This window comes from Candidatus Methylomirabilota bacterium (genome assembly GCA_035709005.1).
GTDB lineage: Bacteria > Methylomirabilota > Methylomirabilia > Rokubacteriales > CSP1-6 > 40CM-4-69-5.
On the sequence record DASTFB010000063.1, the window covers coordinates 1 to 14,716 of the forward strand.

The following is a 14,716-nucleotide window of genomic DNA, read 5'->3' on the forward strand; positions in this document are numbered from 1 at the left end:
GGCGTCCTTGATGGCCTCGATCTGGGTGACCAGGCCCCCGATGTCGTCGTAGCCGATGTCGGGCACCTCCTCCAGGGCCAGATCCTCGACCTCGCTCTTGGGCAGCTTCTCGAGCAGGTAGCCGGACTTGGCGTCCATGAGCAGGTGATCGCCCGTCCTCAGGGACAGGGTCCGCAGGGGATCGGCGATGATGCCCACCCTGTCCTCGTCGGCGCGCAGAGTCACGATCGCCCGCTCGGGATCGAGCTGCTCCTTGAGCACGACGACCTCGCCCTGGATCTCGTAGCCGGCGGCCTCGACGATATTGAGGCCTTCGTTGAGGATGATCTCCTGGCCCGGCTTGAGCGTCTTGATCTCGATGTCCCGGTGCGCGTTGACCTTCACCTTCCGGCCCTGCGACAGGATCGTGACGGTTCCGTCCAGGTTGGCCGAGAGGTAGACCCCGTAGGTCGCCGGCGGGGCGCAGAGCTTGTCGACCTCCTCCTTGAGCGCGACGATCTGCTCGCGCGCCTCGGAGAGCGCCTGAGCGAGCTTCTGCTTCTGGCTCTGGGTCTCTGTCAGCTCTCGGTAGAGATCGTGCAACGCCCCGTCGACCGTGGCCGTCGCCTTGCGTCGGGTCGTCTCCTTGGCATCCGCGTCGCGCGTTCCGCCGAGATTCATGTGCGACCTCTCTTGTCGGGCGTTAGACCTGCGGGGCCAGGGCTTGGCCCTGGCGCTCGTCGCCCCTCGGCCGGTGCAAGACCAACGCCATACCGCCCAGGACGCCAAATCAATGTGTTAGCCGGCGCCGTCACGGCAACCAGGTGCTGATTGTAGGTTTTGCAGATCCCAGCGCGTTGCCACCCACGTCCTCGATCACGGTACGCCGTCACCACTGCAGCACGATCCGTCCGATCGGGTCTCCGGCGCGGAGCTGCCGGAAGGCCTCGTTGGCCTCCCGGATGGGCGCGGTGCCGGCGATGACCGCCCTGACGCGGCCGTCGTTCACCAGGCTGGCGGCATCGACCACGTCGCGCACGGAGTGGTTGTGCGAGGCGACGATATGGACCCATCGATAGACCAGCCGGGCCGGGTCGATCGGCACGCTCTGGCCGTAGTGGTAGCCGAGGATCACCAGGCGTCCCCCGGGCCGCAGAAGATCCAGGCACTGCTGGATGACCGGGGGGACCGCCTCGCCGCCTACGATCTCCAGGGCGACGTCGGCGCCCACGCCGTCGGTGAGGTCGAGGACCCTCTTCACCGGGTCGGCGTGCCGGGCGTCGATGGTGTGCAGCGCGCCCAGCTCACGGGCCTTGGCGAGCTTGTCTTCCTTGACGTCGACCCCGATGACGTTGGCCCCCAAATGCCGCAGGATCTGCAGCGCGTGGATGCCCAGGCCGCCCAGACCGAACACCACCGCGGTCTCGCCCAGGTCGACCCGGGCCATGCGGATCGCGTGCAGGGGCGAGCCCAGCGTGCCTCCGATCAGCGAGGCTGCTTCCATCGACACCTGGGGACCGACCTTGACGAGATTGCGCTCGGGGACGGCGACGAGCTCTCCGAAGCCGCCGTCCATCTCGAATCCCAACCGGCCCGGCGAGCTCAAACACATCGCCTCGTGCCCGGCCCGGCACATGCGGCAGCGACCGCAGGTTTGCTTGCAGACCATCACCACCCGGTCGCCCGGCTTGACGCCGGCCACCTCGCTGCCCACGTCGACGACCACACCTGCGCTCTCGTGGCCGAGCCGGAGCGGCGTCTTCGCCGACTTCACGAGGCCGTCGACGATCTTGAGATCGGTCGCGCACAGGCCGTTGGCCTGGGACCGCACCAGCGCTTGCCGCGGGCCGATCTTCGGCTCGGGCACCTCCTGCCAGACCAGCGGCTTGCCGAACTCTTCGAGCACCATCGCCTTCATGGCCGACGCCTCCTTGGCGCGCCCATTCTACGGTCTTGCCGAGCACCGTAGGATCGCCTATCGTCGCGCCGCTATGCGACCGACCTCGGAGGGCCCAGGAACCCCGGCGCTCATCGACGACCTCGTCGCCGCTAATCGCATACTCGCCGATCACGGCGTGGTTGACGCCTGGGGCCACGTCAGCGTCCGGCATGACCGGGATCCCAATCGCTACCTCATGGCACGTTCGCTGGCTCCGCAGTTGGTCACCGCCGACGACATCCTCGAGTACGATCTCGACAGCGTGGCCGTGGACGGGCGAGGACGCAGTCTCTATCTGGAGCGCTTCATCCACGGGGAGATCTACCGGGCGCGCCCCGACGTGCAGGCCGTGGTGCACCACCACTCTCCCTCAGTGATCCCCTTTGGCGTGAGCTCCCAGCCCCTGCGCCCCATCTATCACATGGCGGCCTTCCTCGGCGGCGGGGTTCCGGTCTTCGAGATCCGCAAGTTCGCCGGAATGACGGACTTGCTCGTTCGCGACGCCGCGCTCGGCCGCGCGCTGGCCCAGACGCTCGGCCGCCACACTGCAGCCCTCCTGCGCGGTCACGGGGCAGTCGTGGTGGGTCCGACGATCCAGCACGCCGTCGCCCGCAGCGTCTACATGGAGATGAACGCGCGGCTCCAGCAGCAGGCTATCGCGCTGGGAAGCGTCACCTATCTCGAGCTGGAGGAGGCGCGGCTGGCCGACGGCACAGTCTCCAGCACCTACGCGCGGCCCTGGGAGTTGTGGAAGCGCCGGGTGATGGAGCGTTGAGCATCCAGGACACTGCGCCCGGCACCGCCCCGGCCGTGGCGTCGTGTAGACTAGGCGCGTGACGAGCAAGGGCGCCGGCGCCGGCGATCGCTCGCTGAGCTATCAGGCCGCGGGTGTCCTGGACAACACCCAGCTCGGTCTCAACGGCCTGCTTGGCTGGGTAAACCGCACGAAGCAGTTCCGGCCGGCCGGTCGCCCCGGCCATCCCGTCCTGGACATCGGCTTCTTCGCCAGCGTGGTCGATCTGGGGAACAACCTGGGCCTAGCCCTGTGCACGGACGGCGTCGGTAGCAAAGTGCTGGTCGCCGAGATGCTCCAGCGCTACGACACGATCGGCATCGACTGCGTGGCGATGAACGTGAACGACGCCCTCTGTGTGGGCGCCGAGCCCATCTCGTTCCTGGACTACATCGCCGTCGAGCGGGCGACCCCGCGCGTCCTCGAGGAGATCGCCCGGGGACTTCACCGCGGCGCGGAGCTGGCCGACGTGGCGATCGTCGGCGGCGAGATCTCGCAGATGCCCGACGTCCTCAAAGGGCGCGCCCCCGGCGGGGGCCTGGACCTGTCGGGGATGTGCGCCGGGATCGTCTCGCTCGATCGGATCATCGTGGGGCGCGACGTCGCTCCCGGGAACGTCATCGTCGGGGCCCGAAGCAACGGCGTCCACAGCAACGGGCTCACCCTGGCCCGCAAGGTGCTGTTCGAGCGCGGCGGGCTTGCGCCGGACCAGCACGTCCCCGCGCTGGGTTGTGCGGTCGGCGAGGAGCTGCTTCGGCCGACCCACATCTACGTGCGCCCGGTGGTCGAGCTGCTCTTCAAGCGCGCCGTGCCCGTCCGGGGCCTGGTCCACATCACGGGGGACGGCCTGCTCAACCTGACCCGCATCGCCGCCAGGGTCGGCTTCCATCTGGACAACTTGCCGCCGTCTCCGCCCATCTTCGAGCTCATCCAGACGCTGGGCGGCGTCCCCGCCCACGAGATGTACTACGTCTTCAACATGGGCATCGGTTTCTGCCTCATCGTGGAGGACGACCCCTCGGTCGTGCGCGCGGTCAGCGATACCTTCGCCGCGCACGGTTTCGAGACGTCCGTAATCGGGAAAGTGGTCGCCGATGAGCGCAAGCGCGTGTTCCTTCCCAAGCAGAACCTCGTCGGCGAACACGACCGCTTCACCGACCTCTAGCCCGTCGTCTTCCTGAATCTCCCCGCGCTGAATCTCCCCGCGAGCCCGGGCGGGTGGCGCCGGAGTGGGACCGGCCCCGCCGCGCACGGGATTCAGGAAGACGCCGGGCTAGGCGTCGATGCCGGCTTAGCGGGCGGCGATGACGTTGCCGTGCTTGTCGAGCGAGGCGCCGTGCTGGCGGGCCGCCTCGAGGACTTTCGGTGACCACTCGACGTGACCCGAGTCGGATCCGCCCAGGATCGCCAGCAGGTAAGCGTCCTCGGTCCCCAGGTTCCGAAAGCCCCGCATGACGCCCGGGGGCACGGAGATGACGTCCCACTGCTCGAGGACGACCTCGTTCTCCGCATCGTCACCCCAGTACACGCCCCAACGTCCGGTCAATGGCATGAACACCTCGACCGTCGGGTGATCGTGCAGACCGACCCGGTTCCCGGGCACCTTCTTGATCAGCGTCAGGTTGAAATCGCGGGCGTCGGTGATCGCCGGCGCCAGCGAAGCGTCCTCGGTCACGCCCCGGCCGATGACGTTGTAGATGAGCCGCTCGTAGCCCGGGATCGCCGTGTCCACGAAGGCGCGGCGGCTGGGCTCGAGGTTGCGGAACCGCGCCACCCGGGTCGCTTCCATCTCCGCCACCGAGATCTGCAGCTTTGCCATGGCAGTCCTCCCCACTCCTTACGCTGGACTGTAGGCCGGGGGCGCGGGGGCCGTCAAGCCGTGCCCGATCGCCGTGCTACCATCTGCCCCTATGGCCCACAAGGGATTGACGTTCGGCATCTTCCTCGCTCCCTTTCACCGACTCGGTGAGAACCCCACCCTGGCCCTCGGCCGGGACATGGAGCTGATCGAGTGGCTGGACTACCTGGGGTACGACGAGGTGTGGGTGGGTGAGCACCACTCGGCAGGCTGGGAGCTCATCGCCGCGCCCGAGGTCTTCATCGCGGCGGCCGCCGAGCGGACCCGCCACATCATGCTGGGCTCGGGGGTCACGAGCCTGCCGTATCACCATCCCTTACTGGTGGCCCAGCGGTTCGTCCTGCTCGACCACATGACGCGGGGCCGCACCATGCTCGGCTGCGGACCGGGGGCGCTGGTCTCGGACGCCTACATGATGGGGATCGAGCCGGTGACGCAGCGTCCGCGCATGGAGGAGGCCCTCGACGCCATCATGCAGCTCCTCCGCTGCGAAGAGCCCATCACCATGAAGACCGACTGGTTCGAGCTGCGCGAGGCCCGCCTGCACCTGGCCCCCTACACCGAGCCGCACTTCCCGATCGCCGTGGCCAGCACGATCACGCCCGCCGGCGTGGTGGCGGCGGGCAAGCACGGCCTCGGCGTGCTGTCGCTCGGCGCCGGCCTGCCGGAAGGGCCGGCGATGCTGGCCAGCCAGTGGAAACTCGCCGAAGACACCGCCGCCAAGCACGGCAAGCGGATGGACCGCAAGCAGTGGCGTCTCGTGGTCAACGTGCACGTGGCCGAGGACGACGAGCTGGCTCTGCGCGAAGTCTCCCGGGCCGAACGGCACGAGACCATCACCTACTTCGAGGAGACGCTGGGCCGACCGCCCGGCCGCGCCGACGACCCGCTGCGCGAGGGCGTGCGCATGGGCACCACGCTGGTGGGCACGCCCGAGACGGTGATCCGCGGCATCGAGCGCTTGCAGGAGTACAGCCAGGGCGGCTTCGGCGGCCTGCTGTTCCGGGCCCACGAGTGGGCCAACCGGGAGCAGACCCTGAAGAGCTACGAGCTGTTCGCGCGCTACGTCATGCCGCGCTTCCAGGGCTCGACGGTAATGCCCGAAGCCTCGAACGACTGGGCGCGCGCCAACCGCAAGACCATCTTCAGCCCCAACGTGGAGGCGGTTCGCCGGGCGTATCTCGACGCTGGCCGGCCGATTCCGGCCGGGTTCCGGCAGCGCACCTCTGGCGCCCGGGACGAGGATCCGTCGCCCCAAGCCTCCTGAGCCCCGCCCGGGGTCTCGCGGTGGACGCCGTCGCCGCCGCATCGTGGGCCATCTGGAGCGACTGGTCGCCGAACTCGGCGGTGGACGCCGGATCCCTTGACAGGCCCGATGCGGTTGGGATACGCCCAGACGCGGGACCGTGGGAACCGGGTGACAACGCCCGAGGGAGGAACCGCCATGAAGCGTGGGAGCTGGTCGCTCATCGGCCTCGTTCTCGTCGTCGCGCTCGCGCTCCCGGCCTGGGCTCAGGAGAAGAAGGTGGTGAGGATCTGGCACACGGAGACCGAGCCCCAGTCGGTCAAGGCCTTCCAGGAAATCATCAACGCCTTCGAGAAGATTCGCCCGGACATCACCGTGAAGCAAGAGGCGCTGGCCTGGGGGGATCTGGAGGCCAAGCTGACGACCGCCCTGGCGGCCGGCGCTCCGCCGGACGCGAGCCATGGGCAAGCCATCACCTGCGCTTCCTTCTACCAGAAAGGGCTCCTGCGCGACCAGGAGGACATCGCTCAGGCGGTGGGGCGAGACAACATCTGGGAGGCCGTGCGGAATCTCTGTCGCTTCGACGGCAAGTATTACGGCATCACCCACTCGCCCAACACGAACCTCCTCATCTACCGCAAGGACGTCTTCAAGCAAAAGGAGCTGAAGCCGCCGGCCACCTGGGACGACTTTCTCAAGGTCGCCCAGGCCATGATGGAGCGGGACAAGGACGGCCGGGTGACGCGCTACGGCCTGTCCCTGCCCGGCACGCCGCTCTTCATCAACATCCTGGTGGCGGAGCTGACCAAGGCCAATGGGGGGCGGCTCTTCGACCCCAAGACGGGGCGGCCCACCTTCACCGAACGGCAGGTCATCGAGATGCTGGACTTCTACAAGAAGCTCAACGACACCGTCCTGCCTCCGGGGTGGCTGGGCCACGGCTATCTCGACACCTTCACCAACCTGGCGACCGGCAAGGCGGCCATGGTCTACCAGGGGCACGGCCGGAGCGCGGGCTACATCGAGAAATACGCGCCCAAGGGGACGGGCGACGTTCAGCACTTCGGGGTGATGCGAAAGCCGCGCGGGCCCTCGGGCAAGACCACGGCGGCCCAGATCGATGCCGAGCCGTGGATGATCTTCAAGAACGCCCGCTACCCCAACGAGGCGGCCGAATTTCTAAAATTCTTCTTCAAGGAAGAGAACTACATCAAGTACCTGCACACCGTACCCATCCACCTGCTGCCCACGCTCAAGTCGGTGCGGAACAGTCCGGCGTACCAGGCCAACGCGATGTACCAGCGGTGGAAGGACTGGGTGGAGATGGATTACTACTACCTGGAGCGGGACCTGGCGAAGCCGACGCTGATCGTGGAGTGGGACGATCTCAAGCTTCCCTTCCTGCTCGAGATCTTCGGATCGAACATCCTCCCCGACATGGTGACCGACGCCGTTCGAGGGATGCCGTCCGCCCAGGCAGCGGCCAGGGCGCAGGCTCGGGCCGAAGAGCTGATCACGAAGCTGGGGCACAAGCGCTGGTAACGCCGGGCTCCCTCGGCCGGGCGTGATGCGCCAGGGGCCGACGGTCACCCACCAGGTGACTGGTCTCCTGACCATTGCGCCCGGCCTGCTGCTGATCCTCGCCCTCACGATCTACCCCGTCGGCTATTCCCTGTGGCTCAGCCTGCTCGACAAGCACTCCTTCTTCCCCGAACAGCGATTCATCGGCCTCGACAACTACGTCTACCTGTGGAGCGATCCGGAATTCTGGACCAGCCTCTGGTACGGCGTGGTGTACTCGGTCTGGACGATCAGCCTGCAGATCCTGTTGGGCGTCGCCGCGGCCCTGCTCCTCAACGAGTCGTTCCGGGGGCGCAACCTGGCGCGGGGCATCGTCCTCTTTCCCTACATGATCCCCACGATCGTGGCGGTCATCCTCTGGAAGTGGCTCCTCAACGACACCTACGGGCTCGTGAACTACGCGCTGATAACGTCGGGGCTCATCCGCGATCCCATCAGCTGGCTGGGCGCCGACCTGATCATGCTCTCGCTCATCGTGGTCAGCGTCTGGCAATTCTTCCCGTTCGTCCTGCTGGCCGTACTGGCCCGGCTGCAGACCATTCCCAGCGAGCTGTACGAGGCGGCCAAGGTGGACGGCGCCTCCGCCGTCCGGCGATTCGTCCACATCACGCTGCCGCACATCAAGGGCATTCTGTTCGTGGTGATCCTGCTTCGCAGCATCTGGATGTTCACCAAGTTCGACACGGTGTGGCTGATGGGGGAGGGGGCGGGCGCGGGCCGCTTCATCCGCACCCTGCCCGTGTATGCCTACATGCGAACGCTGACCTATTACCAGGCCGGCCTGGGGGCCGCTCTGGCGGTGGTCATGTTCGGGATCCTCATGGTCTCCACCATCGTGTACTTCCGCCTGTTCCGGCGGGAGGCGGACATCGGATGACGCCGCGGGCGCGACGGGCGCTGGGGCGCGGGCTGCTCTACGTCGGGGCGGCGCTGCTCGTCTTCCAGGCGGCGTTCCCGTTCCTCTGGATGGCCTCCACGTCGCTGAAGCCGCCCGTCGAAGTCTTCGCCCAGCCGCCGTCCTTCATGCCCGAGGCGCCGACGTGGGAGAACTTCGCGCGGCTGTTCACCTCGACCAACTTCCTGATCTACTTCCAGAACAGCGTGACGGTCTCGGGTCTGGTGGTCCTGCTGACGATGATGGTGGCGGCGGCCGGGGCCTACAGCCTGACCCGCTACCGCTACCCGGGGCGGGAGCAGATCGCCGGCCTCATCCTCTGCACCTACATGTTCGCGCCCATCATGATCGTGATCCCCTTCTTCATCCTCGTGAAGCGGATCGGGATCGAGAACACCCACCTGGCGCTGGTCCTGGCGTTCGCGTCGTTCTGCCTGCCCTTCGCCCTCTGGCTCTTGCGGGCCTTCTTCGCGACGATCCCCGTCGAGCTGGAGGAGGCGGCTCTGGTGGATGGGGCCGACCGATGGCGCGCGGTGGTCCATGTCGTCCTCCCGCTGGCGCTGCCCGGCCTGATCGCCACGGGGATCTTCACCTTCGTCCTGGCCTGGAACGACTACATCTTCGCTCGCATCCTGATCGCCTCCGACGAGCTCAAGACGCTTCCGGTGGGCGTCCAGGACCTCTTCCACTCGGCGCTGATCGACTGGGGGCTTATCATGGCCGCCGGCATGCTCATCACGATCCCCGCCCTGGCCTTCTTCGTCGGGGTCCAGCGGCATCTAGTCGCGGGCTGGGGGAGCGGAGGGCTCAAGGGATGACCATCGGCTTCGGCTTTTCGCTCACCGGCCGGGGCCCCCTGGCGGATCGCGACGCCATTACGGCGGTCGCCCGGCGCGCCGACGAGCTGGGCTACGACTCGATCTGGGTGACCGACCGCTTGCTGATCCCCACCGCCAGTACGTCGGCCTACCCGTACTCGCCGACGGGCGCATTCCCGCTGGGCCCCGACGAGGCTTGGCTGGAGCCGCTGACCACCGTCATGTACCTGCTGACCACCACGCAGCGCATCGCCGTGGGCACGAGCGTTCTGGTCATCCCCTATCGGAATCCGGTCCATACGGCCAAGGCGCTCGCCACCGCCGACTATCTCTCCGGCGGGCGCGTGATCCTCGGCGCCGGCATCGGCTGGTGGCGGGAAGAGTTCGAGAGTCTGGGCGTGCCGTTCGCCGAGCGGGCCGCGCGCACGGTCGAGTATCTGCGGATCATGCAGATGATCTGGACCCAGCCGCGCGTCACGTTCCACGGGCGCTTCGCCCGGATCGCCCAGGCCGGGGGCGTGCGTCCGCACCCGGCGCGCCCCGGCGGGATCCCCATCTGGATCGGCGGCCACAGCGAAGCCGCCCTCCGGCGCGTGGTGGAGGTGGCCGACGGCTGGCACCCGCTCGGCCTGCGGCCTCCCGTGGCGCTGCACCCGCCGGAGATGGGGGTCCGGGTCAAGCGGCTTCACGAGCTGGCCCGAGCCGCCCGGCGCGACCCGGCGACGATCACGGTCTCGTTCAAGGGCCCGCTGAGCTTCGCTGACGCGCCCGGGGCGAATCGCGCTCCCCTGACCGGGTCGGCCGCCCAGATCGTCGAGGATCTGCAGGCCTACGTGGCGGCGGGCGTCCAGCACTTCGTCCTGGACTTCTCGGTCTCCACGGTCCCCCAGATGGTGTCGGTCCTGGAGCGGTTCGCCGGGGAGGTCCGCCCTCAGGTCGCTTGACGCCGGCTTCCGACGCGGCCGGCAACTACACGGACGTGGCGGGGAGCGGCCAGCCAGATGGCCAGGGCCGAGAGCGCGCTGGCGCCGATGGCGATCCAGAAGGCCAGCGTGTAGCTGCCGGTGGCGTCGTACAGCGCGCCGGTCACCCAGGGCCCGATCGCTCCGCCCGCGATCGCCGCCAGCATGAGGCTGCCGAAGATGCTGCCGTAGTGCCGGCCCTCGAAGATCTCCGCGGGGATGGCGCCAACCACCGAGGTGAGGCCATAGCCGAGCAGACCCTGCGACAGGATCATCAAGTAGAGCAGCGGGAGCGTCGGGGTCTGCCGGAGCAGGAGCAGGGCCAGGTAGCAGAGCGCGAACCCGAGGCTGCCCACCGTCCAGACCCACTCCCGCCCGATCCGATCGGAGAGGTGGCCCAGCGCGATCTGCCCGGGAACGCCGGCCAGGCTCACGGCCCCCAAAGCCCAGGCCGCATCGGGGGCGCTGAAGCCGATCTCCACCAGGTACTTCGTCTGGTGGACCTGCACCGCATACCAGCAGAAGAGCCCGCAGAGGTAGCCTACCGCGATCCACCAGAAGCGGGCCGTGCGCACGGCTCGGCCGAGCGTCCAGTCCACGGCGACCCAGGCCGCGTCGACTACATTCGCGGTCCGGCCCGTGCCGGCGGCGCCGGGCGAGAGCCGGTCGCCGTCGGGCGCCAGCCCGAGGTCCTCGGGCCGTCGCCTCAACAGGAGGTTGAGCGGCGCCAGCAGCCCCAGCACCAGCAGGCCCAGCGTCCAGCAGGCGGTGCGCCACCCGGCGCCCGCGATGAGGGCCCCCAGCCAGGGCAGCAGGATGATCGATCCCACGCCTACGCCGGAGAAGGCCAGGCTCATGGCCAGGCCGCGGCGACGCACGAACCAGTTGGGCAGGAACAGCGCCTGGCCCGTGTAGCTGAAGCAGACACTGCCCCCACCCACGAGAACCCCGAGCGTCGCGTAGAGATGCCAGGGCTCGCGCACCAGCGGGGCGAGCAGGAGACCGGCGGCCATGAGGCCCACGCCCATCTCCATCACGACCCGCGGCCCGCGGCGATCCATCAGTCGGCCGAGCGATGGGCTCAGGACCGCGGAGACGAGGAAGCCGAAGGAGAAGGCGCCGGCCGTGACGCCGCGTTCCCACCCGAACTCGTCGAGGATCGGCGGGAAGAGCAGCGAGAAGGCGGTGCGCGCGTTGACGCCGACGCCCATGGTGACGAAGGCGACCGCCACGATGATCCAGCCGTAGAAGAAAGGCACGCGCACGGGGTTGGATTCTACCGGGACGTCCGGGGGTCCGAGGCTGAGCTTGTTGACAACCCTGCCATCTTGTAAAGTATGGCCCCGGCTCGTGAGGGGACCTGACATGTCGACCATCTGGGGGGACTGCGTATGACGATGCGGATGCGCGTGCTCATGGCGATTGCGGTGGCTCTCGCGGTGCTCGGCGTTGATACGGCCAGCGCCAACCACCGCCCCAACAACGAGGTGCTGATCGGCGGCGCGATCTCCCAGACGGGGCGCTACGCCGAGCCGGCCGGCCGTCAGGTGAACTCGATCAAGATGTGGGTCGAGGACGTCAACCGCCGGGGCGGCCTTCTGGGCCACAAGATCAACCTGATCCTGCTCGACGACAAGTCCGACACGCAGACAGCCATCAAGCTCTACGAGAAGCTGATCACCGAAGACAAGGTCGATCTCCTGCTCGCGCCGTATTCCAGCGGGATCACCGAGGCCGTGGCCAACGTCAACGAGCGCTACAAGATGCCCTTCGTGGCCTACGGCGCGGCGTCGACCCCGATCTGGGAGAAGGGGCGGAAGTACATCTTCAACATCGTGCCCGTCGCCGAGGACTACCAGAAGGGGGCCGTCCACCTGGCCAAGCAGATCGGCGTGAAGCGGGCGGCGATCATCGGCGAGGACAGCCTCTTCCCCCGTCAGTCGGGCAAGGGCGCCAAGCAGTGGTGCCAGAAGCTCGGCATCGACGTCGTCGTCGAAGAGAACTACCCGCTCAAGCAGACAGACTTCACCGCGCTGCTCCAGAAGATCAAGGGTTCCGGCGCCGAGGCCATCTTCTCCAACAGCTACTTCGCCGACGCCGCCGCCCAGGTCCGTCAGCTGCGGGAGCTGAATATAAACCTAAAGCTCTTCTCGGGCACGGTCGGCCCGGGGCTGCCCAAGTTCGCCGAGCAGCTCGGGCCCACCGCCGAGTACGTTCTTGGCTTCACCAACTGGGAGCCGCTCCCCGAGGTGCTCAAGTATCCGGGCATGAAGGAGTTCATCGAGGCGTACAAGAAGCGTTACGGTGAGGCGCCCAACTATCACGCCGGGGCGACCTACGGTTCGCTGCAGGTGACCGAGGCCGCCATCAAGAAGGCCGGCTCCTTCGACAACCAGAAGATCCGGGACGTGCTGGCCACCTTCGAAGCGACGTCGATCTTCGGCCACTACAAGGTGGACGCCCGGGGTATGAACTCCCAGGAAGGAATGACCTTCCAGATCCTTCAGGGCAAGCGCCGCATCGTCTGGCCCGAAAAGTTCGCGGAGACCAAGGCCGAGCTGCCCATGCCGGAGTGGAGCAAGCGGTAGCGACCGCGTGAATCAGCGGGCCGACGACGTCACGGGCCGGGAGTTGAGTCAGCGCTCCCGGCCCTTCCCTATCATCTCAGCGGTACCGCTCGCCGCCCGGGCGGTGGTGAGGCGGTGGCGGATGCAGCGGGGCGAGTCCGGGAGCCTCTTCCTGCTCGCCGCCTTCCTCGTCTGCGCCTACGCGCTGCCCTTCGTGGTGGGCGCCTGGACCGGCAACGTGAGGCTCGATGAGTTCTGGCTCGCGAACCTGGCGACCGTCGTCGTGGGCGGCTTCATGCAGGGCGGTGTCTATGCGATGTTCGCGGTGGGCCTCACCCTGATCTTCGGCGTCATGCGCATCATCAACGCCGCCCACGGCGAGATGGTGATGATGGGCGCCTATCTGACGTGGGTGTCCTTCTTCTATCTCGGCGTAGACCCGCTGCTGTCGATGCTCTTCACCCTCCCCATCGCCTTCCTGTTCGGCGTAGCGGTGCAGAAGGTGCTGCTGAACGCTGCGGTCGGAGCCCCCGAGCTGACGGGGCTCCTGATCACCTTCGGGCTCGGCCTCACCATCATCTACACCGTCGAGCTCATCTTCACCACCGACTTCCGGACGATCCCCTATGCCCCGGAAACGGTCCAGCTCACCAGCGGGATCGCGGTGGGCCAGAACCGGGTGATCAGCTTCGCGATGGCCCTGGTGATCTCCGTCGGCGTCTATCTGTTCCTGAAGCTGAGCCGGCTGGGCAAGGCCGTCCGGGCTACCGCGCTGAACGCCGAGGTGGCGATGGTGTGCGGGATCAACGTCCGGCGGATCTACCTGGTCACCACCGGCCTGGCCGCCGCGCTGGCCGTGGCCGGCGGGGCGCTGGTGTCGATCCAGTTCGGGTTCAACCCGGAAACTGGTGTGCTCTACACGCTGCAGGCCTTCGCCATCATCATCCTGGGCGGCCGCGGGCACTACTTGGGCGCCCTCATCGGCGGCTTCATGCTGGCGATCCTCGAGAACCTGGTCTCCCTCATGGTGCCCAACGGCACCGCCATGGTCGAGCTGGCCGCGTACAGCCTGATGATCTTCGTGCTCCTGATCCGTCCCGGCGGCCTCATGGGCGTCAAAGAGGCCTGAGGCGGCGCGGTGAAGCGGCACGAGCACCTCCGCAACCTCGCCCTGCTGGCCGTGGTGGGCCTCGCCCTAGCCTTCGCCCCGGACGCCCTCAGTGTCTACCTGCGCTCCTTCGTGCTGTTCACGATGATGTACGTCGTCCTGGCGCTCTCCTGGAACATCATCAGCGGCTTCACCGGCTACACGTCGTTCGGCCACGTGGCCTTCTACGGCATCGGCGCCTATGCCTGCGCCATTCTGGTGGCCGACTACGGCTGGTCCTGGCTCCCCACGCTCGGTGTCGCCGCGGTGGTGGCCGGGGTGGTCGCGGTCGCGATCGGCTATCCGGTCCTGCGGCTCAAAGGCCCCTACTTCGCCATCGCCATGCTGGGGGCGGCCGAGGGTACGCGAGTCATCGCCACCGTGTGGGACAGCCTGACCCACGGCGGGCTCGGCATCAGCCTGCCCAGCGCCGACACCTCGTTCGAGACCTACTACGCGATGCTGGCCCTGATGGTGGTGACGGTCCTGGTGGCGTACGGGGTCGGGCATTCCCGCTTCGGCGTCCGCCTCAACGCCATCCGTGAGGACGAGGGGGCGGCCGAGGCGCTGGGGGTCAACGCTACGCTCTACAAGCTGGCCGCTTTCGTGCTCTCGGCCATCTTCCCGGCCATGGCCGGCGGTATCCAGGCCTACAAGGTCCTCTACATCGACCCGCCCTCGGTCTTTTTCGTGCAGATCACGATCGCCATGGCTCTCATGTCGATGCTCGGCGGCAAGGGCACGGTCATCGGGCCCATCGTGGGCGCGGTGCTGCTCTACACGGTCCAGGAGCTCACCTGGGTCAACTTCCCCACCGCTCACCTCATCGCGTACGGGCTCTTCATCGTCGTGGTGGCCCGCTTCATGCCCCGGGGCCTCATGGGCCTGGCCATCGACCGCGGCTGGGTCCGCAAGGGAATGGTCCACTGAA

General features: G+C 67.7%; 14 protein-coding genes. 10 read left to right on the forward strand and 4 right to left on the reverse strand.

The window, feature by feature from the left end:
* Together VFR64_09980 and VFR64_09985 are read right to left on the reverse strand one after the other, a co-directional pair.
* The coding region (locus tag VFR64_09980; protein ID HET9490066.1) for a proteasome ATPase at positions 1 to 660 on the reverse strand (660 nt) is incomplete at its 3' end.
* A 208-nt stretch (positions 661 to 868) separates the two neighbouring features.
* Complete coding sequence (locus tag VFR64_09985; GenBank protein ID HET9490067.1) at positions 869 to 1,897, reverse strand: alcohol dehydrogenase catalytic domain-containing protein; 1,029 nt, start codon at positions 1,895 to 1,897, stop codon at positions 869 to 871.
* 73 nt (positions 1,898 to 1,970) lie between these two features.
* On the opposite strand from VFR64_09985, the gene VFR64_09990 reads away from it, so the two are divergent.
* Together VFR64_09990 and purM are read left to right on the forward strand one after the other, a co-directional pair.
* Positions 1,971 to 2,693 (forward strand): class II aldolase/adducin family protein, encoded by a 723-nt coding sequence (locus VFR64_09990; protein HET9490068.1) that lies wholly within the window; start codon positions 1,971 to 1,973, stop codon positions 2,691 to 2,693.
* A 58-nt stretch (positions 2,694 to 2,751) separates the two neighbouring features.
* Positions 2,752 to 3,876 (forward strand): phosphoribosylformylglycinamidine cyclo-ligase, encoded by a 1,125-nt coding sequence (purM, locus tag VFR64_09995; protein HET9490069.1) that lies wholly within the window; start codon positions 2,752 to 2,754, stop codon positions 3,874 to 3,876.
* A 126-nt stretch (positions 3,877 to 4,002) separates the two neighbouring features.
* Here the strand turns inward: purM and VFR64_10000 are convergent, their stop codons facing one another.
* Positions 4,003 to 4,530, reverse strand: coding sequence for a cupin domain-containing protein (locus VFR64_10000; protein HET9490070.1), 528 nt, complete (start codon positions 4,528 to 4,530; stop codon positions 4,003 to 4,005).
* Between the two features lie 91 nt (positions 4,531 to 4,621).
* Here VFR64_10000 and VFR64_10005 point away from each other — a divergent pair, with 91 nt between their 5' ends.
* The 5 genes from VFR64_10005 (at position 4,622) to VFR64_10025 (ending at position 10,053) form a co-directional block, all read left to right on the forward strand.
* Positions 4,622 to 5,836: an LLM class flavin-dependent oxidoreductase gene (locus VFR64_10005; protein ID HET9490071.1), complete on the forward strand. Its 1,215-nt coding sequence runs from the start codon at positions 4,622 to 4,624 to the stop codon at positions 5,834 to 5,836.
* Between the two features lie 177 nt (positions 5,837 to 6,013).
* Positions 6,014 to 7,357: a sugar ABC transporter substrate-binding protein gene (locus VFR64_10010; GenBank protein HET9490072.1), complete on the forward strand. Its 1,344-nt coding sequence runs from the start codon at positions 6,014 to 6,016 to the stop codon at positions 7,355 to 7,357.
* Positions 7,358 to 7,382: 25 nt separating this feature from the next.
* Positions 7,383 to 8,273 carry a sugar ABC transporter permease gene (locus VFR64_10015; protein ID HET9490073.1) on the forward strand — a complete coding sequence of 297 codons (891 nt, stop codon included), beginning with the start codon at positions 7,383 to 7,385 and terminating at the stop codon, positions 8,271 to 8,273.
* Positions 8,270 to 9,109: a carbohydrate ABC transporter permease gene (locus VFR64_10020; GenBank protein HET9490074.1), complete on the forward strand. Its 840-nt coding sequence runs from the start codon at positions 8,270 to 8,272 to the stop codon at positions 9,107 to 9,109. The genes VFR64_10015 and VFR64_10020 overlap by 4 nt, the downstream gene beginning before the upstream one ends.
* Positions 9,106 to 10,053, forward strand: coding sequence for an LLM class F420-dependent oxidoreductase (locus tag VFR64_10025; protein ID HET9490075.1), 948 nt, complete (start codon positions 9,106 to 9,108; stop codon positions 10,051 to 10,053). The genes VFR64_10020 and VFR64_10025 overlap by 4 nt, the downstream gene beginning before the upstream one ends.
* Here VFR64_10025 and VFR64_10030 read toward each other — a convergent pair.
* On the reverse strand, positions 10,041 to 11,336 hold the full coding sequence (locus VFR64_10030) for an MFS transporter (protein ID HET9490076.1): 1,296 nt from the start codon (positions 11,334 to 11,336) through the stop codon (positions 10,041 to 10,043). The genes VFR64_10025 and VFR64_10030 overlap by 13 nt on opposite strands.
* A 126-nt stretch (positions 11,337 to 11,462) precedes the next feature.
* Here VFR64_10030 and VFR64_10035 point away from each other — a divergent pair, with 126 nt between their 5' ends.
* From VFR64_10035 to VFR64_10045, 3 genes are read left to right on the forward strand one after another with little or no spacing between them, the layout of a single operon-like run.
* A complete protein-coding gene (locus VFR64_10035) occupies positions 11,463 to 12,659 on the forward strand; it encodes an amino acid ABC transporter substrate-binding protein (GenBank protein ID HET9490077.1) in 1,197 nt (398 codons plus the stop codon).
* Between the two features lie 7 nt (positions 12,660 to 12,666).
* Complete coding sequence (locus VFR64_10040) at positions 12,667 to 13,767, forward strand: branched-chain amino acid ABC transporter permease (GenBank protein ID HET9490078.1); 1,101 nt, start codon at positions 12,667 to 12,669, stop codon at positions 13,765 to 13,767.
* Between the two features lie 9 nt (positions 13,768 to 13,776).
* A complete protein-coding gene (locus VFR64_10045; GenBank protein ID HET9490079.1) occupies positions 13,777 to 14,715 on the forward strand; it encodes a branched-chain amino acid ABC transporter permease in 939 nt (312 codons plus the stop codon).
* The last annotated feature ends 1 nt before the right edge of the window (position 14,716 follow it).

Excerpts from the sequence above, each read along its gene's own strand:
- VFR64_09985 (HET9490067.1), bottom strand. The coding sequence starts at position 1,897 with ATGAAGGCGATGGTGCTCGAAGAGTTCGGCAAGCCGCTGGTCTGGCAG.
- VFR64_09990 (HET9490068.1), top strand. The coding sequence starts at position 1,971 with ATGCGACCGACCTCGGAGGGCCCAGGAACCCCGGCGCTCATCGACGAC.
- VFR64_10000 (HET9490070.1), bottom strand. The coding sequence starts at position 4,530 with ATGGCAAAGCTGCAGATCTCGGTGGCGGAGATGGAAGCGACCCGGGTG.
- VFR64_10005 (HET9490071.1), top strand. The coding sequence starts at position 4,622 with ATGGCCCACAAGGGATTGACGTTCGGCATCTTCCTCGCTCCCTTTCAC.
- VFR64_10010 (HET9490072.1), top strand. The coding sequence starts at position 6,014 with ATGAAGCGTGGGAGCTGGTCGCTCATCGGCCTCGTTCTCGTCGTCGCG.
- VFR64_10015 (HET9490073.1), top strand. The coding sequence starts at position 7,383 with ATGCGCCAGGGGCCGACGGTCACCCACCAGGTGACTGGTCTCCTGACC.
- VFR64_10020 (HET9490074.1), top strand. The coding sequence starts at position 8,270 with ATGACGCCGCGGGCGCGACGGGCGCTGGGGCGCGGGCTGCTCTACGTC.
- VFR64_10025 (HET9490075.1), top strand. The coding sequence starts at position 9,106 with ATGACCATCGGCTTCGGCTTTTCGCTCACCGGCCGGGGCCCCCTGGCG.
- VFR64_10035 (HET9490077.1), top strand. The coding sequence starts at position 11,463 with ATGACGATGCGGATGCGCGTGCTCATGGCGATTGCGGTGGCTCTCGCG.